Consider the following 21,706-nt stretch of genomic DNA (forward strand, 5'->3'; position numbering starts at 1 on the left):
TGCCTCGCGCTCTGAGAAAATGCCCGCACTTTTTTTCCGGATGCCGACATGACTGCCCTGAAGAACGACCGTTTCCTTCGCGCCCTGCTCAAGCAACCCGTAGACGTCACCCCTGTGTGGATGATGCGTCAGGCCGGTCGCTACCTGCCGGAATACCGCGCCAGCCGTGCCAAGGCCGGTGATTTCATGAGCCTGTGCATGAACCCGGAGTTCGCTTGCGAAGTCACCATGCAGCCACTCGACCGCTATCCGCAACTGGACGCGGCGATCCTCTTCTCGGACATCCTCACCATCCCGGACGCCATGGGCCAAGGCCTGTACTTCGAAACCGGCGAAGGTCCACGCTTCAAGAAAGTTGTCAGCACGATGGCCGATATCGAAGCCCTGCCGATTCCTGACCCGCACAAAGACCTCGGCTACGTGATGGACGCGGTCAGCACCATTCGCCGCGAACTGAACGGCCGTGTGCCGCTGATCGGTTTCTCCGGCAGTCCATGGACATTGGCTACCTACATGGTCGAAGGCGGTTCGTCGAAAGACTTCCGCAAGACCAAAGCCATGCTCTACGACAACCCGCAAGCCATGCACCTGCTGCTGGACAAGCTCGCGCAGTCGGTCACGTCCTACCTCAACGGCCAGATCATGGCCGGCGCGCAAGCGGTACAGATTTTCGACACGTGGGGCGGCAACCTCTCAGCGGCGGCGTATCAGGAATTCTCCCTGGCCTACATGCGCAAAATCGTCAGCGGCCTGATCCGCGAACACGAAGGCCGCAAGGTTCCGGTCATCCTGTTCACCAAGAACGGCGGCCTGTGGCTGGAAAGCATCGCCGACGCGGGTGCTGATGCGCTGGGCCTGGACTGGACGTGCGACATCGGCAACGCCCGCGATCGCGTCGGCAACAAGGTCGCGTTGCAAGGCAACATGGACCCGACGGTCCTCTACGCCAAACCGGAAGCCATTCGCACCGAAGTCGGCCGGATCCTCGCCAGTTATGGCAAGGGCAGCGGTCACGTGTTCAACCTCGGACATGGCATCACCCCGGAGGTCGATCCCGAGCATGCGGGTGCGTTCCTGCGCGCGGTGCATGAGTTGTCGGCGCAGTATCACGAGTAGTCATACCCGCGTTTCATCAAGCCTGTCCGGTCAACGCCGGACAGGCTTTTTTTATGCCTGAAAAACGTATGCCAGCCTGATGCGTTTTCATCTGTAAGAAATTCCTCTCTCTTTGTCAGATGAGTGAAGAGAGAGATCAATCCTCATGTAAGCGAAGACTTGTCCTACATAGAAAACGCGTTCATCCCGGTAAGGTTCCAGCCCTTCGTTTGGTGCCGCACACCGAGCGGCACTACGAACAGTGGCGCCCGCAAGGCGCCTTAATTTTCGATAAGTAGTCTGGAACGCAGTGATGAAAAAAAATTTCCACAAGGGAGGTGCACTAACCGCATGCGCCTCTCCAATGATCCTGTTATCGGCAATGTTGGCGTCTCAAACTGTTGCTGCCCATGGCTATCTTGAAGTGCCACCTTCGCGGGCATTGCTTTGCCAGAAAGGCTTGAACACCCACTGTGGCCCCGCGCAATACGAACCTCAAAGTGTCGGCGAAACGTTCAAAGGCTTTCCGGCGGGTGCAGGTGGTGCTCCTCTGCAAGGGCCGATCGACGGCAAGATTCCGAGTGGCGGTCATCCATCGTTCTCCGCGATGGATGCCCAGTCCGCCACCCGTTGGCATCTGACGGAAATCAAGGACCGCAACATCGATTTCCAATGGCGCTACACCGCGGTTCACCCGGCAACCAAACATGAATACTTCATCACTCGCAACGGCTGGAATCCGAACGAGTCGCTGAAACGGGCCACCTTTGAAAGCACGCCGTTCTGCACCATTGAGGGTGGTAATCAGAAGCCTGGATCGGGTGACAAGCACAACTGCACCATCCCGACAGACAAGTCCGGCCAGCATGTGATTCTGGCGGTCTGGACGGTTGGAGACACCGACGCAGCGTTCTACAACCCGGCCGATGTGAACATTATTGCCGAAGCAGAGTTGCCGGGCGGCTGGTCTTCCGTTGGCGGTATCGCACCGTCGACCGAATTGCTGATCGGCGACAAGGTCAAGGCCCGTGCATTCTCCGCCAATGGCGTTAGCCCGGATTACGACGTGGAAATCGCCATCGCCACTGCCGAAGAAGGCTTGCCAAACAACTGGGCGTTCAAACTGGCAGAAAAGATCAACGCCACTCACACCCTCATCCGCGCCGGTATTCGTGGTGAGAGCGGCAACATCGAACCGGTCCGGGGTAACAACACCCTTTATGCCCAAAAAGAAAGCGGCGTGACCCGTTTCGAAGTTCAACTGGACATGAAGGAAGACGCTGCAGCACGCATGTCGGTAGCTTCTCAGCAAGCTGAATACGTTCTGGAAAAAGGCCTGGCCAAGGTCGGTTTCAGCATGATCTCCAATCGCAAAATGAACGTTGAAGCGACCTTGTTCGATGAGAACAACAAGCCGGTCGGCACCACCTCTGCACAGGTGGACAGCGGCTCGACGACGTTGACCCTGGATGTGCGCAGTAACCCTGGCCAACACACGCTGACACTGGTCGGCACCACCCTGGATGGCCGTACCACTCGCCAGGATACCCAGCCGACCAACATGACCGGTGAAGGCGCTGGCGTCGAGCATGACTTCGTGTTCCCTGAAGGCCTCGGCGAATACACCGCCGGTACCAAAGTGCTGCAACCGAAGACCAACGAAGTCTTCGAATGCAAGCCGTTCCCCGAGTCCGGCTACTGCAAGCAATACAGCCCGACCGCCAATGGTTTTGAACCTGGCGTAGGGGCGCACTGGCACATGGCGTGGGACAAGCTTTAAGCCCGCCGTAACCCTTCAGGCGATCCGCGAATGGATCGCCTGAGGGTTCTTCCTCTTGTAGAAAATCGAGTTGAAAAATGACGGTTTTGGGTTATTCCACCCAACGCGTACGGCTGCACTGGTTATCGGTGGCACTCATCGCCTGGACCCTGATTTTCGGCTTTTATGTGGCCCGCGTTCGAAGTGAGCGACTCGAGTGAGCAGGCGCTTGAGCACACTCTGCCTGCTGGTTATGTCCGCAGGTTACGCAACGTTTCTGGCGTGGCAGGAGTGGGGTTTTCGCAAAACTCTCGCCCCGCCGTTGTCGTTCGCTGCGACCTTGCCGGCGCCAACGCCCCGTGCGCCCCTCGATACCACAGCGGTCGCAACGGTGCTCGGTCTGGCGACTGAAACCTCGTTGCTGCCCAGTGCCGAAGCGCTGACCTTGCAGGCCAGTTTTGTCCTCGACACAGGCTTGTCCAGAGCGTTGCTGGCGGACGCTCAAGGCTCACGGATTTACCAGGTGGGGGATCAGTTGCCGGGCGGCAGCGTCCTGCGTCGCGTCGAGGTGAATCAAGCGGTGTTGTGGAACAAGGGTCGAGAAGAGGTGCTGACGTTGCAGAGCTCTTCCGCGAGTTTCCTGCGCCAACTCGACTCGCCATCCCAACCACCGACACCGGTCAGTTCTACGCGTTTTCTACGCCCTCTTTCCGGGCAGTCAGAGTGATCACACCCATGAACAGCTTCATCGGCGCGTATCCCTTGCGCATCCTTCTTTTTCTGGTCGCTTTGGCGACGACCTTCTTTCATGACACGTTGCAAGCCGAGGAAGAAAAATGGCAACTGGCGATGAACAATGCCGAGTTGCGCGACATCGTCGAAGAAATCTCGAACATTCTCGGGACCACAGTGGTGCTCGACCCCAGAGTCTCCGGGCGCATCACCGTCATGTCCCGCCAGGCTCTCGATCGCGAGGGCGTTCGCCGGTTGTTTTATTCGGTACTCGATGCCCATAACTTTACGGTGATCGACGAAGGTGACCGCATTCTGATCACGCCGGTCACCGAAGCGAAAACCCGTGCAGGCCAGAGCACCGCGACAAACGTCACGGCATCGCAGTTCGTCACCCGGGTCATTGAATTGAATACCAGCAGCGCCTCCGATATTGCCGGACTGGTCCGGCCGCTGGTGTCGGTCAATGGTTACGTCGGCCCGTCGGTGTCGGCGAATGCGCTGGTCGTCACCGATACGGCTGCCAATGTGGGTCGTATTGCCAAGGTTGTGGGTCAGCTGGATGCGGGGCAGAACAACCTGCATGCCGTGGTGCAGATGCATCACGCCCAGGCCGCCGACGTGATGACGATCATTGAGTCTTCACTGGGCAAGCGCGCCGCCGATACGCCGATCCAGGTGCTTGCCGACACCAGGACCAATCGACTGATCCTCATTGGTCCACCGTCGGTGCGTCAGCGCCTGATCGACCTCGCACGCAGTCTCGATACGCCCGCCACTGCATCCCTCGACAATGCCCGGGTCATCCGTTTGCGCCACAGCGATGCCAAGCAATTGGCCGACGTTCTGGAAATGATGGGGCAGGGCCGAAAACAGGCATCGAACCTGGGCGCCGTGAAGGATGGCTCGTCCGGCACGACGTTCATGATCAAGGCCGACGAAAGCCAGAATGCGCTGGTGCTGATCGCCGAGCCCGCGCAAATCCGCACCATCGAAAACATCGTGCGCCAGTTGGACCAGCCCCGGGCCCAAGTGTTGATCCATGCCGCTATCGTCGAAATCTCGGGAGACATCGCCGAAGCCGTAGGCGTCCAGTGGGGCATCAGCAGCGGCGACGCGAAAGGCTTTATCAACTTCCCCGGCACCGATATTCCGATCATTGGCGGGCTGACTTTCGACGAGAAAAAATCGGCGCCGGAAGGCGCGCTCCTGAAACTGGGCAATGACCGTTTTGGCGCGTTGATTTCGGCGTTGGCCAGCAATACCCATAGCAATCTGCTTTCCACGCCGAGCCTGTTGACCCTGGACAATCAGGAAGCGGAAATCATCGTCGGCCAGAACGTACCGTTCAAGACCGGGTCCTACGCCACCAACAGCAACGGTGCGGGCAACCCGTTTACCACCGTCGAGCGCAAGGACGTCGGCATCAGCCTGAAGATCAAGCCGTACATCAACGAAGGTTCGACCTTGCGCCTGGAAGTGGAGCAGGAGGTGTCGGACATTGCGCCGTCGGTGTCAGGAATCGATTCTTCCGACCTGATCACCAACAAGCGTGCACTCAAGAGCACCATTCTCGCCGACGATGGCGAGATCATCGTGATCGGCGGTTTGATCCGCGACAGCGTTCGTACCCAGCAAAGCGGCGTGCCGCTGCTGCGCAATATTCCTTACCTGGGCGCGCTGTTTCGCTGGACCCGGGATACGCAAACCAAAAGCAACCTGATGGTCTTTTTGCGGCCCACCATCGTGCGCAGCAAGGAAGATCTGGCGGATGTAAGCCAACAGCGATACGACGCGCTGCGCAAGCTGAGCCAGCCGGGGGCGCACGGGAACAACTCGTTGTTGCTACCGGCAGAATCGCGTCAGTTGTTCGACCCGGCCCCTGATGCGCCGGTGTTTGATTTGCGCAAGCAGACCCCGGTTTCGCCATGAGCGAAAAAATCGAACAGTTGCCCTTCGGTTTCGCTCGGCGTTTCGGTGTTTTGCTGGCGAGCGAGGGGCCCGATTCGAGCCTGGTGCTGCGAGCCGATACGCCGCTGACAGCCCTGTCGGAAGCACGCCGGATGTGCGGGTGGAATCTGCCGATCCAGGTGCTGGATGCAGAGGTCTTCGCAGCACGTCTGGCCGCTGCTTACCGTGATGGTCAAAGCGCGGCGGAGCAGGTGGCCCAGGGCCTGGATGACGAACTGGATCTGCTCAGCCTTGTCGATCAGGTCCCGCAGACCGCCGACTTGCTGGAACAGCAGGGCGACGCGCCGATCATCCGTCTGATCAACGCCCTGCTCAGCGAAGCCGTGCGCGAGCAGGCCTCGGACGTGCACCTGGAAACCTTCGAGCACACTCTGTCGGTGCGCATGCGGGTCGACGGGCAGTTGCGCGAAATGCTCAGGCCGCGGCGTGAATTGGCGACGTTGCTGGTGTCGCGGATCAAGGTCATGGCGCGTCTGGACATCGCTGAAAAACGTATCCCGCAGGACGGTCGAATGGCCCTGCGACTGGCCGGGCACGAAGTCGATGTGCGGGTCTCGACATTGCCGTCGGCGCACGGTGAGCGGGTGGTGCTGCGGTTGCTCGACAAACAGGCCGGGCGCCTGGAGTTGCAGCGACTCGGCATGCCGCCCGATACCCTCGCGGCGTTGCGCCAGTTGCTCGGAAAACCCCACGGCATTCTGCTGGTGACCGGGCCCACCGGCTCCGGCAAGACCACCAGTCTGTATGCCGCGCTGAGCAGCCTGAATGACCAGACGCGCAACATCCTGACGGTCGAAGACCCCATCGAATATCACCTGCCGGGTGTTGGGCAGATGCCGGTCAATCCGAAAGTGGACATGATCTTTGCCCGAGGCTTGCGGGCGATTCTGCGTCAGGATCCGGATGTGGTGATGGTCGGCGAAATCCGTGATCGCGAAACGGCGGAAATCGCCGTCCAGGCCTCGCTGACCGGGCACCTGGTGCTCTCGACGCTGCACACCAACAGCGCGGTGGGCGCAGTGACACGGCTGGTGGACATGGGGATTGATGCCTACCTGCTCGCGTCGTCGCTGGTGGGCATCCTGGCTCAACGTTTACTGCGTACGTTGTGCCCGCATTGCAAGGCGTCGTTTCGCGCCGATGCGGCCATGTGTCAGCGTCTCGGGCTCGATGTGGCGGCGCCACCGCAACTCTTCAGCGCCGTGGGGTGTGAGCAGTGCCAGCACGGTTATCGCGGGCGTATCGGGATCTACGAACTGATCAGCGTCACGCCGGCCGTGTCGACGCTGATTCATCAGGGCGCCAGTGAGCAGGCGTTGATCGATGAGACGCGCAAGGTCTCCTGCAGTTTGTTTCAGGACGGTCGGCAACGGGTGCTCGACGGCGTGACCAGCCTTGACGAGTTACTGCGTGTGACTCAGGAGGACTAGCGAGTGCCGACGTTCGAATACCGCGCTGACGATGCCCAGGGCCGACGCTGCAAGGGCCGACTGGAAGCCGACAGCCCGCGTCATGCACGACAGCTGATGCGCGAGCGCGGTTTGTGGCCGCGTGAATTGAATGAGGTCAACACGGGCGGCGCTACCGGTGCGCAACCGCGCAGTGGGCGGCTGGGGGCGGCAGAACTGGCGCTGTTGACGCTGCAGTTGTCCACGCTCGTTCAGGCGGGTCTGCCCCTGGAAGAAGCACTGGAAGCAGTGACCAGACAGAGCGCCAGGCGCAAGGTTGCCGGCCTGTTGTCGGCGGTCCGCAGCCGGGTGATGGAAGGGCATGCCCTTTCAACCGCGCTGGGGCTGTTCCCCAAGGCGTTCCCCGAGTTGTTTCGCGCCACCGTCGCGGCCGGCGAGCGTTCCGGGCACTTGGGTCATGTGCTCGAACAGCTGGCGGCTTACACCCAGGCGCGCCAGGCATCGCGGCAGAAAATCCAGATGGCCTTGGTCTACCCGATGATCCTGATGCTGGCGAGCGTGGCGATCCTGGGTTTCCTGCTCGGTTATGTGGTGCCGGACGTGGTGAAAATCTTCGTCGACAGTGGCCAGCCGTTGCCTTGGCTGACGCAGGCGCTGATCGGTTTGAGCGACGGTCTGCGTAACCATTTCCTGGCATTGATGGGCGTGCTGGCGACGTTGATCGGCCTCTGGCGCTGGAGTTTGCGCCAGCCGCCCTGGCGCCTGCGCTGGCATCGCCTGGCCTTGAAGCTGCCGGTAGCCGGTGAGGTGCTGCGGGCGATGGAAGCCGCGCGGTTTGCCAGCACCCTGGCGATCCTCGGCAAAAGCGCCGTGCCACTGGTGGACGCGCTGGAAATCGCTGCCGCTGTCATCGGCAATCTGACCATTCGTGCGCGCATGGTCGATGTCGCCCGCTCCGTACGTGAAGGCGGAACCCTGACCCGGGGCCTGGAACTCAGCGGCGATATCCCGCCGATGATGCTGCACATGATCGCCAGCGGCGAGCGCGCGGGCGAACTCGATCACATGCTGGTAAGGGCCGCCGAACAGCAGGAAAACAGCCTGGCGGCGCGCATCGCGCTGGTTGTGAGCCTCTTTGAACCGGCCATGCTGGTGCTGATGGGCGGCGTCGTGCTGCTGATCGTCATGGCCATTCTTCTACCGATACTCAGCCTCAACCAATTGGTGAATTGATCCATGCAACCTCTACGCAGCAACTCGCGCCGCGGGCAACGCGGTTTTACCCTGATCGAAATCATGGTGGTGGTCGTGATCATCGGCGTGCTGGGGGCCATCGTGGTGCCGCAGTTCATGAGCCGGCCCGACCAGGCCAAGGTCACCGCAGCAAAAATTGATATCCAGGCCATTGCCACCGCCCTGGAAATGTACCGCCTCGACAACTTCCACTACCCCTCGACGCAGCAAGGGCTGGAAGCCTTGAGCAAACGTCCTTCGGGCCTGCCGGCGGCGAGGAACTGGAACCCTCAGGGTTACCTGAAAAACCTGCCGGTCGACCCGTGGGGCACGCCCTATCAGTTTCTTAATCCTGGTGTGCAGTCGATCGACGGCAGCTACGACTTGTATTCCCTGGGCTCCGATGGCGTGGTGGGCGGCGAAGGGCATGCGACCGATATCGGCAATTGGGGCGACTGATTCATGCGCCAACGTTGCCGCGGGTTTACCTTGCTCGAGTTGATGATCGTGATCGTTGTGATCGGCGTGCTGCTGTGCATGGTGAGTCTGGTCGGCGGCCCGAATCCGGTGCGTCAGGCGCGGCACGAGGCGCACGGGATGGCAGGCCTGATTCAACAGCTGCGTGAGCGGGCGGTGCTGGATGGCGAGGAATACGGCCTGCGGATCAGTGACAGCGGTTACCGCGCGATGCGCCTCGATGCTCGAGGCTGGGAGCCGGTGGCTGCGTTTTACAAGTGGCCCGACACCTTGCGGCTACACCTTGAACAGGATGGGCATTCCCTGATGCTGGGTGCCGATGAAGGACTGCCGCAATTATTGATGCTCAGCAGCGATGAAACCAGCGCCTTTACGCTGACGTTCGCGACCCGGGACAGCACGCTCCTGAGCCTTTCGAGCGATGGACTGGGTGAGGCAGTGATTGATGGTTAAGGGCCTGTCTCGGGCACGCACGTGTGGATTCACACTGCTGGAAATCATGGTGGCCCTGGCGGTCTTCGCCACACTGGCGGCGGCCGTGCTGTCGGCGAGCCAGTACGTGTTGAAACAGACCGGGGCGGTCGAGGAACGCCTCTTCGCCACCTGGTTGGCCGATAACCATTTGAACGAACTGCGCCTGCAACCGGGGCTGCCCCTCGGTCAACAGCAGCGCGTGGTGCATATGGATCGCCGCGACTGGCTGCTGCGCCAGCACATCAGCGCATCGACTGACCCGCGTCTGCTCAAGGTCGACGTTGACGTCAGCCTTTCCGGTCGCGAACAAACACTGCACCGCGCCAGCGGCTGGATACCTGATCGTCATGAATAGGCAATCCGGTTTCACCTTGCTGGAGCTGGTGATCGCCATGGCGATATTCGCTTTGCTCGGCCTGGCCAGTTGGGGCTTGTTCGATGGCGTCGTGCGTGCACAGCAGGGCACGACAGCCCACGAGCGTGAGTTTCGACGCCTGCAACGGGCGGTGGCGGTGATTGAGCGGGACGTGTTGCAGGTTACCGAACAGCCAGTCGTGCTCCAGCCAATGGGGCTGCAGTTGCAGCGCAGCCACTGGCGCAATCCTCTGGACCAGCCCCGCAGCGAGCGCCAGACACTGACGTACCGACTCGAAAACGGTGTGCTGTGGCGTGAAAGCCAAGGCGAGGGCACGCCCCTCATGCAACGGCAACGACTGCTCGACGATGTGCGGGACGTAAGCTGGCGTTTGTTTGATCGTCAAACCGGATGGCGCAGCGAGGGGCCGTCGGGGCGAGACGCGAAGGCACCGATGGCAGTGGAACTGCAAGTGTCGGCAGGCCGTTTCGAGGCGATCCGTCGGGTGTTGCTGTTGCCGGGCGTCTTGCCATGAACGGGCGTCAACGGGGCATCGCGCTGATCAGTGTGTTGCTGGTCATGAGTCTGGCGTTGTTGATCACCAGCGGCATGCTGCGCAGTCATCGACTGTCGTTGCAAGGCAGCGGGCAAGCGATGCATTACGTTCACTTGCGGCAACTGGCGGGTGCCGGTGAAACCTGGGCGCTTTTACAGCTACAGGACGCCGCGCGTGCTTCGCAAAAAAACGTTGACCTGACTCAGGACTGGGCGCGGACGGCGCCCGACTTCGACATCGAGGGCGTGCAGTTGCGCGTCGATATCGAAGACCTCGCCGGGCGATTCAATCTCAATTCATTGTTGACCCAGGGTCAGATAGATCAGGTCACCCTTGATCGTTGGGGACGCTTGCTCGAGCTACTCGATCTTGCGCCGCTGCAATTGAGTCAGGTCGGCGCATTACAAGAACTGAGCCAGCTGCGCCTGCTTCCAGGTGTCGACGGCCAGCTGTTGCGTCAACTGGAGCCCTGGGTCGCGGTGCTCCCCACAGAGGCCGCGCTGAACATCAACACCGCGCCTGCGCTGGTATTGAGGATGCTCGATGGCGTGGAAGCGACGACAGCCGACGCGCTGGTCCGTCAGCAATCGGCCACTGCATGGGCGAGCGTTCAGGCCTTTACTCAAGACCCGCTGCTCTCCGGCGCAGGCGTGAGCAGCCATGGGCTGGGCACCGGCAGCCGCTGGTTCCGGATCACAGTGCAGGTCATTCAGGGCCAAAACCGTTTGCGCCTGGCCACTGATGTCGAGCGAGACCCCGACACGCACCAATTCAAGATCCTGCAACGACGTCTTCTTCCTTCGAGTACCCATGAGATGCCGCGATGAACACCTGGCTTTACCTGACCGCCGAGGGCCTGTCCGAGCCGTCGACCGACTGGCCGTGCTGCCTGTGGCCTTCGACCGGCCAACGCCAGTTCATGCCATTGAATCAAGCCGCGCAGTCACTGAACGGGCAGACGGTCGATCTGTTGTTGCCCATGGAAATGTGCAGTTGGGTGCGCAGCGATCCGTGGCCTTCCAGGCGTCAGCCCGCTGCGCAAGCCATCGCGTTTGCCGTAGAAGATCAACTGAGTGACGCGCTGGAGAAATTGCACCTGGGCATTGGCGCTCGCGACCGGGAAGGGCGCTATCCGGTGATGGTGATCGGTCGAGAGCGATTTGCCGCTGTGCTCGCGCTGCTGGCGGAGGCGGGGGTTGGCGTCCGTTCTGTCTTTGTCGATGCCGATGTGTTGCCCGGGGCCCAGGCGGTCGTCGTGCGCTGGTTCGGTCGATGGTTGCTTGGCGGCGCAATGCCGGCTCGCGTGGCGGTGTCGGATGACGGGTTGACCTCGCTGAGACCGGCATTGCCCCCGGATATCCGGTGGGTCGACGAGCGTCACGATGCGGTCGATGTCGACCAGTGCCTGACCCTTCGCCACCCCCAGGCCATCAACCTGCTGCAAGGAGCATTCGCCCCACGCGGCAAACGTCTGCCCTGGCATGTCGGTGGATTGGCGTTACTGATGCTATTGCTGCTGACCTGGGGTGCCAGCGCCACGCGAATCCATTTTATCGAGGGTGAAACCCGGCGGCTCTACAGCCAGAACGAGCAGCGGTTCAAGGCCCTTTACCCTGACCAGAGCCGCATCGTAGACCTGGCGACGCAACTCAAGGTGCTGCAGAACCAGACCGCCGAACCGGAGAAGACACGTATCGCCGGTTTGGTGGGGCTGATCGAGCAGGTCATCGGCGCGAGTCATGTTGAAGTTCAGCGTATCGAATTTCGTGCAGGCGACGGCTGGAAAGTCCGGCTGACTGCCAACAGTTTTGCCGAGCTTGAGCAACTGCGTGAGCGCGGACGGCAGCAAGGTGTGCCGGTCAGGCTCGACAGTGCGAGCAGAGAGCGCAATCGGGTACAGGCGACATTGGTTGTGGAGGACAACTCATGAAAACCGTCTGGCAACGCCTGTCCAATCGTGAGCAGCGACTGCTGTTGGCCGTGGGCGTATTTTTGCTGGTTGTCGCGATGTTCAGCCTGATCTGGCAGCCGACCCGTCAGCGTCTGGAAGCCGTCGAACGCGGTCATCAACAGCAACGGGCCTTGGCGGCGCAGTTGCAACGGGCGCAACCCCGAAGCACCGTTGCGGTCGTTGCTGACCAGCCCTTGTCGCTGCGTATCAGCGAAAGTGCCACAGCGGCGGGCCTCGAACTGCATCAGATGGATGCCGATAACGACTTGCTGCGTTTGACCCTCAGCGGTGATGCGAAGACGCTGCTGCAATGGCTGGATCGTGCTGAGCGGGATGGGGCTGTGGTGCAATCGCTGGTGCTGGAAAGGCGTGATGCGGTGCTTGAGGCGCGGGTGGTGCTCAGGTAGTTGCGGTGGGTTGGGATTGCCCACTGCGCAGGTGCCTGGGGGTTTTCACGAGCAGGCTCGCTCCCACAAGGGCCAGGGTCTAAACCTGTGCAGCCCCCGGCAACGGCGGTAATTTTGCCAGTTTCAACGCGATCAACAACGCCACCACCAGCAACGCCCCGATAAACAACCCGATCCCGTTCCATCCGCCCAGGTGCCAGAACACCCCGCCCGCTGTGCCGGCGATGCTCGACCCGGCGTAGTAGCTGAACAGATACAGCGACGAAGCCTGCCCCTTGGCTTTGGTAGCGCGGCGACCGATCCAGCTGCTCGCCACCGAGTGGGCGCCGAAGAAGCCGAAAGTGAAAATCAGCATGCCGATGATCACCATGGGCAGTGGCGTGAACATCGTCAGGGCCAGGCCGGCGAGCATCAGCACGATGGTGGCCCAGAGCACCTGGCGTCGGCCTAGCTTGTCGGCCAATGCACCGATTTTCGCCGAGCTGTAGATGCCCGACAGGTACACCACCGAGAGCAGCCCGACGAAGGCCTGGTCCATGTGGTACGGCTCGGCCAGCAGGCGATAACCGATGTAGTTGAACAGCGTGACAAACGCGCCCATCAACACAAAGGCTTCGAGAAACAACAACGGCAGGCCGGCGTCGCGAAAGTGCATGGTGAAGCCGTCGAGCAGGCTGCGCGGGTGCAGTGAGCGGGCGCGGAAGTTGCGTGATTCGGGAAGGATTTTCCAGAACACCGCCGCCGCGATCAGCGCCAGGCCGCCGATCACCAGCATCGCCGTGTGCCAGCTGACGAAGTCGATCAACACCCCGGTGATCAAGCGTCCGCTCATCCCGCCGATGGCATTGCCGCCGATGTACAGGCCCATCGCCAGGCCGATGTGTTGCGGATGGATCTCCTCGCTCAGGTACGTCATGGCGACCGCCGCCAGGCCGCTCAACGACAACCCGATCAGCGCGCGCATTACCAGCACGCCGTGCCAGCTCGGCATCATCGAACTGGCGATGGTGCACAGCGCCGCGGCAAACAGCGCCGTCACCATCACCGGTTTGCGCCCGACACGGTCGGAGATCGGGCCGGTGATCAGCAAGCCGATGGCGAGCATGCCGGTGGCCACTGAAAGAATCAGACTGCTCTGCGCCGCGTTAATGGAATATTCGTGGGACAGCAGCGGCATCATCGGCTGCACGCAGTACAGCAGCGCGAAAGTCGCGAAGCCACCGGAGAACAGGGCCAGCACCGTGCGCATGAACATCGGCGTGCCTTTTTCGATGTAGATTTCCTTGAGCTCAGCCACGGCATCATCCAGCGCGGCGGGCGGAACTTCATGGGCGAGTGGGGCGACAGCAGTTTTCACGTCAGACCTCGGGGCAGGCAGCCGGTCAGGCAATGAAAAAAGCATATAGCTGCCTAATGATTCAATCCAATATATTGTTCGACCTGTTTAAGAGGTTTTACGACCTAATGGGGTTTTCATGGAATTGCGTCACCTGCGCTACTTCATTGCCGTCGCCGAAGAACTGCACTTCGGCCGCGCCGCCCAGGTGCTGGGCATCTCGCAACCGCCGTTGAGTCAGCAGATTCAGGCGCTGGAGCAGGAGGTCGGCGCACGATTGTTCGAGCGTACCAATCGTCGGGTCGAGCTCAGTGAAGCCGGGCGATTGTTTCTGGAAGAGGCGCGGTTGGTGCTGGCGCAGGTCGACAAAGCCGCGGATGTGGCGCGACGGGCGCAGCTCGGTGAGTTGGGCGAACTCAAAATCGGTTTCACCTCGTCGGCACCGTTCAACTCGACCATCCCTCAGGCGATTTTTTCGTTTCGCCAGCGTTTTCCGGCGGTGCACCTGAACCTGCGGGAAATGAGCAGCACCCAGGTGGCCGATGCGCTGGTGGACGAGTCGATCGAAGTCGGGATCATGCGCCCGTTAGGTTTGCCGGATTCGCTCAGCGTGGTGGAGCTGATGCGCGAACCGCTGGTGGCGGTGCTCAGTTCCAAGCATCCGCTGGTGCAGGACAGTGAAGCGGGATTGTTCCTGTCGGCGTTGGCGCTCGAACCGTTCGTATTTTTCCCGCGCAGTTATGGCAGTGGTCTGTATGCGCAGTTGCTCAGCCTGGCGCGGGACGCCGGTTTCAGCCCGCACTTTGCCCAAGAGGCGGGTGAGGCCATGACGATCATCGGTCTGGTGGCGGCGGGGTTGGGGGTGTCGGTGTTGCCGGCGTCTTATCAGCGGATGCGGATTGATGGCGTGGTCTATCGGCCGTTGCTCGACCCGGAAGCAGTTTCAGCCGTGTGGCTGGTGCAGCGCAAGGATCAGAAGTCGCCGATGGCCAAGGCGTTTGTGGAGTTGTTGACGCGGAAGGTAGAACCCCTCCAATCGTGACCGAACACAAACCTGTAGGAGCCGGCTCCTACAGTTTTTGCTTCGTGTCAGCGGTGGTTGTGGGACGTTTCCTAAGACGTGTTCCGGGAGGCTACAGCAGCTTGCGGCAGCGCCTACAACTACGCCAGAATCCGCCGGCTTGTGCGCTTTGGGGAGCATCGGTAACTTGATTCGTGTCACTGATTCCCAGTGATCGGGTTTAGTAGCCCGTGTTTACACGATGCGCATTAGCATGCCGAGCAGTCAGGCCATTTCGTGCCTGCACTTGATGGTAGCTGTGCGTAGGGCGCTCTTGGGCGCGCCGGTTTGTGTTTCCCGGTCTACTAACCTGCGTACGGCTGCCACCCTTTTGTTTAGTAGCGATTTGGTGGCTCCACTTTGTAGGTAGCCGAAACATGACGAATACAACAGCAACTCCTCCGGACGTCGATCCGGATGCCCCACGCCAACCAAGCAAAATCTTCCTCATCGCCCCCGACATCGACAACCAGACCCTACTCGAATACGCCTGTGAATCCCTGGCATCTGCCAACGTCATGGCGAGTGATTTCGCGAGGTATCTGGAAGGATCGCAAAGCAACACACTGCTGGGCATTCAACAGTCGATCATGCTCGGGGAACTGGCGGTGAACCGGGTGCTGGATAACCTTGATCCGCCCTAGCTCAGCACTCGATTGATCGTTCCGAAAGGTGATTGTGAGGAGGCCATCGCCGAAAACTCAAGGTTGCTCACTGAGTGCTTCACACTCGGGAATCGGCGATGGCTTGGGACTGCCAAGGCACAGCGAGTACACCTGCTCCCAGTCTGCTTCAATTTCATCGAAGGGTACCCACGGCTTGGCCACCGAAAGAGTAATGAGATAGCGTTCTTCGGTCGGATTTCTGGAATCACTAAACTGTCCTAGAAGCAGCATTGCTTGATACTTGTCTCCTGCCTGCCAAAAGGATCTCCCTGATCGCTCACTGTCCCGAAGCCAAGCTCGCCATTCGGGTGTATCGGCGATGGTGGGGTTGCTCCGCAGGCCCCTCGCCACCCAGCCTTTTTCGCGCCATTGGTTCTGTAAGTCGAGAACGACCTTAAGGGCATCGTCGAGCAGCAACGGTTCTATTTGAGGGGACATGCGGATGTCGTCAATGACATTGTCGTCGAACCCAACCGTGAAAAAGCGAGCCAGAGGCGTGACGAACCCGAACTGCGGGTCGATGAATCGCATTCGTGCATCCACCATAGGAACTCCGAGCCACAGGTGCCCACGGATTAACGGGCTAAAAGAGGCTGAAGAGCGATTACGCATCTCTTCATACGTTCCGCCTATCTCCACGGCGACTTCCGGTTCATCCCACAAAGGCTGTCTCAGTTGGTGTATGGCGGCCAGCGCCAAAACAGCCAGAAGCAACCAGCCTGCTCCTCGGCGCCAGCTGCGCAAGTTCATGCCTCGCCACCGGAGGCGATTTCTCGAATCGACTGCTCTAATGCCCCTCGGTTGCTGTCGTTTAGCATCTCATCGAACCTCGCCGCCGCCCGGAGTACGAAAGGCATGCGCTGCTTGATGTTCGACAAGTCCGCCAGCGGGTTGGAACTAAAGCCGATGGTGCGTTCGTCCTTAACGCTTTGGCATTGGCTCGTGAGGGTCAACTCGATAGCCTGAGCCACGCCAGAGGGAAAACCGGTCACGTAGGCAGCATGATTGGTACGCAGCAAGGCCACCAATTGCTGGTCCTCGTAAATGGCTGGCTGGAGGATATTGCGCTGCTCATGCCACGCCAGAAACTCCACGCTTTGGGCAATATCCCCTTCATCAATCAACTCGAAAGCACGAATGATTTCCTGATGAAATTGTCCAAAGCGGAGCTTTTTCTGCCCCGCAGGCCAAAGCACTGACCACTTCGGATGTCCGTAAATCCCCGCTCGCGCTTCCAGACATTTCTTCAACTCCTTCAAGCCTCGCTTCGCATAGAACTCATGCAGCGGGAAAATATCCAGAAACAGCGTGGTGTTCCCCAGTGCCATCATGTCGTACACATGCCGGAACTGTTGCTGCACCAACGACAAGTCATTTCCCTTGAAACGGAGATCTACGGACGGAACCGGGTTACGCGCATCGGCTTCTTTGTAGTCACGCAGCGCTTCGGCCTGTTCGGCCATCCTGTCAGCTGTAAACAACCCGAATTCACTACGGCTATCTCGCACGCGCTGTCGGGATTGATGTTCCGCGCCAATATGTCCAATGGTGTCCGCCGCATGCAGCAGTCCGCAGCCAACCTGCTTGGAAGCAAATGCAGCAAGCCCGGCCCACTGAAACCGCGAATCATGCAACCACAGCCGGGCATAGGCTGCGTTGATCACTCGGTTGCGTTCCACCGGATCAGCAATCAGCACGCCGCCAGGGGCAACGATGTCTTCGGCTTGGCGTTGGTAGATGCGCCAAAGGCATGCGCACGTGAGGATGGGGACCTTGGTCGCCATGGTCTTGACGCCGTAAAGCAGTTCTTCTTTGCATTCACAGTCAGCAACGGGCGTGCTGTTGTGGTTCAGGTGCTGATTATCGCTGGGGTGTTCTTTGAAGCATTGGGTCATGGCTGGAGGGTCGCTTGTCAGGAAATGCCTGAACCCTAACAGCCATAAATCCCGCCCAGATCACGCGGACCCAAAATCAGACGTCACTGGCAGACGAGATGCGCAAAGTGCGAGGAAATTACGATGAAGCGGGTAGGAAATATCCTCAAGTGCCTCGTTCATCGTAGGAAATCCCATGTTTCTTGCTGTGGTGAATCAAACGATTGCTGCAGGCGGCGATCGTTTGATTTTGCTTAGGCCCACCGCCGAAAAATCAACGACGTATTAACCCCGCCAAACGCAAAATTATTGTTCATCACATACTGATTACTCATCTGCCGAAACTCGCCGCGCAGGTAATCGAGCTTGCCGCAATTGGGATCGACTTCATCAAGGTTGAACGTGTGCGCGTACAGGTTGCTGTTCATCATCTCGATGCTGAACCAGGACTCCAAAGCACCGCAGGCGCCGAGTGTGTGGCCGAGGAAGCTCTTCTGCGAACTGATCGGCATGTGCTCACCGAACAGCGAACTGGTGGCCAGCGTTTCGGCGATGTCGCCCTGTTCAGTCGCGGTGCCGTGACCGTTGACGTAGCCGATGTCCGACGGCTGCAAACCGGCGTCTTCCAACGCCAGTTCCATGGCCCGGCGCATGGTGGACTGCTCTGGACGCGTGGTGTGCTGGCCGTCGGCGTTGCTGCCGAAACCGACGAGTTCGGCATGAATATGCGCGCCGCGCGCCAGTGCGTGCTCCAGTTCTTCAAGCACCAGCATGCCGCCGCCTTCCCCGATCACCAGGCCATCGCGACCGCTGTCGTAGGGGCGCGGGGACGTCTGTGGCGCATCGTTTTTCAGGCTGGTGGCGTAAAGCGCATCGAAGACCATGGCTTCGGTGGGGCACAGCTCCTCGGCGCCGCCGGCAAGCATCAAGGGCAAACGCCCGAACTTGATCGATTCGTAGGCATAACCGATGCCCTGGCTGCCGCTGGTGCAGGCGCTGGAGGTCGGGATCAGCCGGCCGGTGAGGCCGAAGAAGATGCTGATGTTCGCCGCCGTGGTGTGCGGCATCATGCGCACATAGGAGTTGGCGTTCAGACCTTCGGCCACGGAGTTGAGCAGCATGTTGCCGAACGCCTTGATCTCGTCGGTGCTGCCCGTGGAGGAGCCGCAGGCGACGCCCATGCGGCCGTCCTTGATCGACTCGTCACCCAGCAAACCCGCATCGGCCAACGCCTGCTCCGCCGCGCCGACGGCCAGGCGCGAAACCCGGCCCATGCTGCGCAGTTGTTTGCGGGTCCAGTGGCTCGGTACCTTGAAGTCATCGATGGGCCCGGCCAGGCGTGTGTTGAGTTCGGTAAAGCGATCCCATTCGTCCATCCGGCGAATGCCGCTGCGGTTGGCCGCGAAGTTGGCAGCGATGGTCGCCCAATCGCTGCCCAATGAGGTGATGCCGGCCATGCCGGTGACGACGACGCGTTTCATCAGCACAGGCCTCCGTTGACGGCCAGCACCTGCCGGGTGATGTACGACGCTTCCGCCGACATCAGGAAATTCACCGCGCCGGCCACCTCTTCCGGGGTGCCCATGCGCTGTGCGGGGATCATTTTCATCAGTTCTTCCACTGGCACGTTTTCGTCGAGCATGGCGGTGTCGATCAAGCCCGGGGCGACACAGTTGACGGTAATTTTGCGCTTGCCCAGTTCGATCGCCAACGCTTTTGCCGCGCCGATCAAACCGGCCTTGGAGGCGCTGTAGTTGACCTGCCCGCGATTGCCGATCAACCCCGAAACCGACGTGATACAAACGATGCGTCCGGCGGCGCGACGACGGATCATCGGCATCATCACCGGGTGCAGCACGTTGTAGAAACCGTCGAGGTTGGTGCGCATCACCACATCCCAATCATCCTCGCTCAGCGCTGGAAAAGCACCGTCGCGTGTCAGGCCGGCGTTGAGCACCACGCCGTAGTAGGCGCCGTGGCTTTCCACGTCGGCTTCGAGAATGGCTTTGCAACTGGCGCGGTCGGACACATCGAATTGCAGGATGCGCGCGTTGCGGCCCAAGGCTTCGACTTCGATCTTCACGGCCTCGGCGTCTGCAAGACCACTGCGGCAATGCAGCACGATGTCATGCCCGGCCCGGGCCAGACGCAAGGCGATGGCGCGGCCGATGCCACGGCTGGAGCCGGTGACCAGTACGGATTCAGTCATGACCGGACTCCTGGGGTTTCATTAAGGTATTGGGCGGCTTGCGGCGGACGAAACACGTTCAGACGAGCGGTGGCGTGAATGCCGGGGGCGTTGATGTGGCATTCGAACACGCCCATGCCGTTGTCGTCTTCCAGCGAACGCATCCCGTGGATGGTCAGCTCGGTGCCGGCGGGAAAATATTCGACGTTGCATTCAAATTTACGGGTGCCGAGCAGGAAGCCCAACTCCACACCGTCGCCCCGCTGGCGCGCATGGCAACCGGCGAAGGCGGCCACGCTCTGCGCCATCAATTCGATGCCGACCCACGCCGGCAGGCTGCCGTCGGGCCGGTTGAACAGGCCATCGGGCTTGACGGTAAGGCGGGTGTGGATCTGCTCGTCATCGAACGCCAGGATCTGATCGATGAGGATCATGTCGCCAGCGTGCGGCAGCAGTTCGGCGAGCGGCCAGTCAATCATGGGGCGTCTCCGATAATCAGGCTGACGTTATTGCCCCCGAAGGCAAAGGAATTGCTCATCAGGTAGCGAGGTGCAATGGACGCCAGGCGATCGGCCGGGGTCACCCAATTCAGGACCGGCAGATCGGGGTCGGGCTGGCCGTCCCAGACATGTGGCGGCAACGCATGGTGTTGATTGTCAGCGCTCAGGCTCAACCAGCAGAACGCCGCTTCCAATGCGCCGGCCGCACCGAGGGTGTGGCCGGTCATCGGTTTGGTCGACGAACAGGGTACGCCGGCCGGGAACAATGCCGACACCGCCAGGCTTTCCATAGCGTCGTTGTGCTGAGTGGCGGTGCCGTGCAGATTCAGGTAACCGATCTGTTCAGGTTGCAGGCTCGCCCGGCTCAAGGCTTTGCGCATCGCCTGCAGGGCGCCACGGCCGGTCGGTTCCGGTGCGGAAATGTGGTGCGCATCGGAACTCGCCCCACTGCCCAACAGGGCAATCGACGGTTCGTCGCCAGCCACTTTCGTCATCAGGAACAGCACGGCGGCTTCGCCGATGTTGATGCCATGACGATTCACCGAGAACGGGTTGCAGCGTTGTTCGGACACTGCCTCCAGCGCCGAGAAGCCGTTGAGGGTCAGCTTGCACAACGTGTCGACGCCGCCGCACAGCACCGCGTCGCACAGGCCCAGGTCCAGCAGGCGCTGGGCACTCATCAGCGCCCGGGCGCTGGAGGTGCACGCGGTGGAAATCACATAGGCCGGGCCGCTGAGTTGCAGCCAGTCGGCAAGAAAATTCGCCGGTGCGCCGAGTTCCTGTTGCTGGTAGTCGTAATCGACAGGGAACTGATCCTCGCGGATGTAATGAGCCAACCCATGACTGGCTTCATCGATGCCGGAGGTGCTGGTGCCGAGGATCACGCCGATGCGATCACGGCCATAAGTCTGGATCGCTTGATCGATGTCGTCGCGAATTTGCAGCGCCGCTTCCAGCAGCAATTGGTTGTTGCGGCTGCTTTGTTTCGCCAGTTCCACAGGGATCGGCGCCAGTTCGCCGCGCACCGCGGCCACCGGCAACGAGCGTTCCGGCACCCAGCCGGCCTCGCTGCGCATGCCGGAGCAATCGCCGGCGAACAGGTTGTGTGCAACTTCCTGCTTGCTGCGGCCCAGGGCGCAGATCACCCCGAGGGCGTTGAGGTAAGCGGTCATGGCGTTTCACCGGTCAGGGGCGTGACTTGATACGTCGGACCTTTGGGCACGTTCAATTCAAAGCTCATCGATTGTGAGTAACGGACTTCCCAGTGCGACGGCAGGGAACGTTGTGCGCCATGCTGCCAGGCGCCGGGATAGTTGCCCTGTAATTCATCTTTGGGCGTGAGCGCAAACAGCAACGCGGCGAACAACTCACGGGCTTCCGGATTCGGTGGCAGCAAGCCGTCAGCCTGCCATTTGCCGTCGATCAGTTTCTGACGTGCCTGTGGAATGCCCAGCAAATCCATCATCGACCAGCGAATGCCCGGGCCTTCACGCGCAATCACCAACACCCAATCCTGACGCTGGCCGTCCAGCAGCCGCTGGATGTGCAGTTGCTGTGGCAACGGCACGCTCGGGGTTTGCTCGGGCAAGGGCGCGTGGCTGGTGCAGGCGCTCAGCAACACGACCGCGCCGAGCAGCAAATATCTCAGCATGTATTTTGAGCGA

The 21,706-nt window shown here is 60.6% G+C and carries 23 protein-coding genes; 15 read left to right on the plus strand and 8 right to left on the minus strand.

Features of this window, described 5'->3' with window-relative positions; all coding sequences use genetic code 11:
- Positions 1 to 48 precede the first annotated feature (48 nt).
- From hemE to gspM, 13 genes are all read left to right on the plus strand, one after another.
- Positions 49 to 1,116 (plus strand): uroporphyrinogen decarboxylase, encoded by a 1,068-nt coding sequence (gene hemE, locus ACM1ZW_RS10930; RefSeq protein ID WP_017336130.1) that lies wholly within the window; start codon positions 49 to 51, stop codon positions 1,114 to 1,116.
- Positions 1,117 to 1,408: 292 nt separating this feature from the next.
- The gene (gene gbpA, locus ACM1ZW_RS10935; protein WP_414884973.1) at positions 1,409 to 2,875 is read left to right on the plus strand and encodes an N-acetylglucosamine-binding protein GbpA; all 1,467 of its coding nucleotides are present in this window, start codon (positions 1,409 to 1,411) and stop codon (positions 2,873 to 2,875) included.
- Between the two features lie 232 nt (positions 2,876 to 3,107).
- Positions 3,108 to 3,581 (plus strand): hypothetical protein, encoded by a 474-nt coding sequence (locus ACM1ZW_RS10940; RefSeq protein WP_017336133.1) that lies wholly within the window; start codon positions 3,108 to 3,110, stop codon positions 3,579 to 3,581.
- Positions 3,582 to 3,589: 8 nt separating this feature from the next.
- On the plus strand, positions 3,590 to 5,518 hold the full coding sequence (gene gspD / locus ACM1ZW_RS10945; protein ID WP_416740525.1) for a type II secretion system secretin GspD: 1,929 nt from the start codon (positions 3,590 to 3,592) through the stop codon (positions 5,516 to 5,518).
- Positions 5,515 to 6,987 carry a type II secretion system ATPase GspE gene (gene gspE / locus ACM1ZW_RS10950; RefSeq protein WP_416740526.1) on the plus strand — a complete coding sequence of 491 codons (1,473 nt, stop codon included), beginning with the start codon at positions 5,515 to 5,517 and terminating at the stop codon, positions 6,985 to 6,987. The genes gspD and gspE overlap by 4 nt, the downstream gene beginning before the upstream one ends.
- Positions 6,988 to 6,990: 3 nt before the next feature.
- A complete protein-coding gene (gene gspF / locus ACM1ZW_RS10955) occupies positions 6,991 to 8,199 on the plus strand; it encodes a type II secretion system inner membrane protein GspF (protein WP_416740527.1) in 1,209 nt (402 codons plus the stop codon).
- A gap of 3 nt (positions 8,200 to 8,202) precedes the next feature.
- Positions 8,203 to 8,658 carry a type II secretion system major pseudopilin GspG gene (gspG, locus tag ACM1ZW_RS10960; protein ID WP_017336138.1) on the plus strand — a complete coding sequence of 152 codons (456 nt, stop codon included), beginning with the start codon at positions 8,203 to 8,205 and terminating at the stop codon, positions 8,656 to 8,658.
- A gap of 3 nt (positions 8,659 to 8,661) precedes the next feature.
- Positions 8,662 to 9,129 (plus strand): type II secretion system minor pseudopilin GspH, encoded by a 468-nt coding sequence (gene gspH / locus ACM1ZW_RS10965; protein WP_017336139.1) that lies wholly within the window; start codon positions 8,662 to 8,664, stop codon positions 9,127 to 9,129.
- The gene (gspI, locus tag ACM1ZW_RS10970) at positions 9,122 to 9,505 is read left to right on the plus strand and encodes a type II secretion system minor pseudopilin GspI (RefSeq protein WP_031318301.1); all 384 of its coding nucleotides are present in this window, start codon (positions 9,122 to 9,124) and stop codon (positions 9,503 to 9,505) included. Before gspH ends, gspI begins: the two co-directional genes overlap by 8 nt.
- Positions 9,498 to 10,040: a type II secretion system protein GspJ gene (locus ACM1ZW_RS10975; protein ID WP_017336141.1), complete on the plus strand. Its 543-nt coding sequence runs from the start codon at positions 9,498 to 9,500 to the stop codon at positions 10,038 to 10,040. The genes gspI and ACM1ZW_RS10975 overlap by 8 nt, the downstream gene beginning before the upstream one ends.
- Positions 10,037 to 10,888, plus strand: a complete 852-nt coding sequence (locus ACM1ZW_RS10980; protein WP_416740528.1) for a type II secretion system protein GspK — start codon at positions 10,037 to 10,039, stop codon at positions 10,886 to 10,888. Before ACM1ZW_RS10975 ends, ACM1ZW_RS10980 begins: the two co-directional genes overlap by 4 nt.
- Positions 10,885 to 11,991: a type II secretion system protein GspL gene (gene gspL, locus ACM1ZW_RS10985; protein WP_416740529.1), complete on the plus strand. Its 1,107-nt coding sequence runs from the start codon at positions 10,885 to 10,887 to the stop codon at positions 11,989 to 11,991. The genes ACM1ZW_RS10980 and gspL overlap by 4 nt, the downstream gene beginning before the upstream one ends.
- The gene (gspM, locus tag ACM1ZW_RS10990; RefSeq protein ID WP_416740530.1) at positions 11,988 to 12,419 is read left to right on the plus strand and encodes a type II secretion system protein GspM; all 432 of its coding nucleotides are present in this window, start codon (positions 11,988 to 11,990) and stop codon (positions 12,417 to 12,419) included. Before gspL ends, gspM begins: the two co-directional genes overlap by 4 nt.
- A gap of 79 nt (positions 12,420 to 12,498) precedes the next feature.
- Here the strand turns inward: gspM and ACM1ZW_RS10995 are convergent, their stop codons facing one another.
- Positions 12,499 to 13,728 (minus strand): MFS transporter, encoded by a 1,230-nt coding sequence (locus ACM1ZW_RS10995; RefSeq protein ID WP_414879995.1) that lies wholly within the window; start codon positions 13,726 to 13,728, stop codon positions 12,499 to 12,501.
- 166 nt (positions 13,729 to 13,894) lie between these two features.
- Here ACM1ZW_RS10995 and ACM1ZW_RS11000 point away from each other — a divergent pair, with 166 nt between their 5' ends.
- Entirely contained in the window at positions 13,895 to 14,797 is a 903-nt protein-coding gene (locus ACM1ZW_RS11000) for a LysR substrate-binding domain-containing protein (protein WP_414879951.1), read from the plus strand.
- 395 nt (positions 14,798 to 15,192) lie between these two features.
- Complete coding sequence (locus ACM1ZW_RS11005; RefSeq protein ID WP_150632699.1) at positions 15,193 to 15,459, plus strand: DUF6124 family protein; 267 nt, start codon at positions 15,193 to 15,195, stop codon at positions 15,457 to 15,459.
- 57 nt (positions 15,460 to 15,516) lie between these two features.
- Here ACM1ZW_RS11005 and ACM1ZW_RS11010 read toward each other — a convergent pair whose 3' ends face one another.
- The 7 genes from ACM1ZW_RS11010 to ACM1ZW_RS11040 all read right to left on the minus strand — a co-directional run bounded on the left by ACM1ZW_RS11010 (position 15,517) and on the right by ACM1ZW_RS11040 (position 21,693).
- Positions 15,517 to 16,230 (minus strand): hypothetical protein, encoded by a 714-nt coding sequence (locus ACM1ZW_RS11010; protein ID WP_416740531.1) that lies wholly within the window; start codon positions 16,228 to 16,230, stop codon positions 15,517 to 15,519.
- Positions 16,227 to 17,375, minus strand: coding sequence for a DUF2515 family protein (locus ACM1ZW_RS11015; protein WP_416740532.1), 1,149 nt, complete (start codon positions 17,373 to 17,375; stop codon positions 16,227 to 16,229). Before ACM1ZW_RS11015 ends, ACM1ZW_RS11010 begins: the two co-directional genes overlap by 4 nt.
- A 233-nt stretch (positions 17,376 to 17,608) precedes the next feature.
- Positions 17,609 to 18,835: a beta-ketoacyl-ACP synthase gene (locus ACM1ZW_RS11020; protein WP_017336150.1), complete on the minus strand. Its 1,227-nt coding sequence runs from the start codon at positions 18,833 to 18,835 to the stop codon at positions 17,609 to 17,611.
- Positions 18,835 to 19,563, minus strand: coding sequence for a 3-oxoacyl-ACP reductase FabG (fabG, locus tag ACM1ZW_RS11025; protein WP_017336151.1), 729 nt, complete (start codon positions 19,561 to 19,563; stop codon positions 18,835 to 18,837). Before fabG ends, ACM1ZW_RS11020 begins: the two co-directional genes overlap by 1 nt.
- Positions 19,560 to 20,021, minus strand: a complete 462-nt coding sequence (locus ACM1ZW_RS11030) for a hotdog family protein (RefSeq protein ID WP_416740533.1) — start codon at positions 20,019 to 20,021, stop codon at positions 19,560 to 19,562. Before ACM1ZW_RS11030 ends, fabG begins: the two co-directional genes overlap by 4 nt.
- Complete coding sequence (locus tag ACM1ZW_RS11035) at positions 20,018 to 21,214, minus strand: beta-ketoacyl-[acyl-carrier-protein] synthase family protein (protein WP_416740534.1); 1,197 nt, start codon at positions 21,212 to 21,214, stop codon at positions 20,018 to 20,020. Before ACM1ZW_RS11035 ends, ACM1ZW_RS11030 begins: the two co-directional genes overlap by 4 nt.
- Positions 21,211 to 21,693: a hypothetical protein gene (locus ACM1ZW_RS11040; RefSeq protein WP_031318302.1), complete on the minus strand. Its 483-nt coding sequence runs from the start codon at positions 21,691 to 21,693 to the stop codon at positions 21,211 to 21,213. The genes ACM1ZW_RS11035 and ACM1ZW_RS11040 overlap by 4 nt, the downstream gene beginning before the upstream one ends.
- Positions 21,694 to 21,706: the final 13 nt, after the last annotated feature.

Origin of the sequence: Pseudomonas sp. NFX71 (assembly GCF_048079215.1) — a bacterium.
GTDB classification, from domain to species: Bacteria; Pseudomonadota; Gammaproteobacteria; order Pseudomonadales; family Pseudomonadaceae; genus Aquipseudomonas; species Aquipseudomonas fluorescens_B.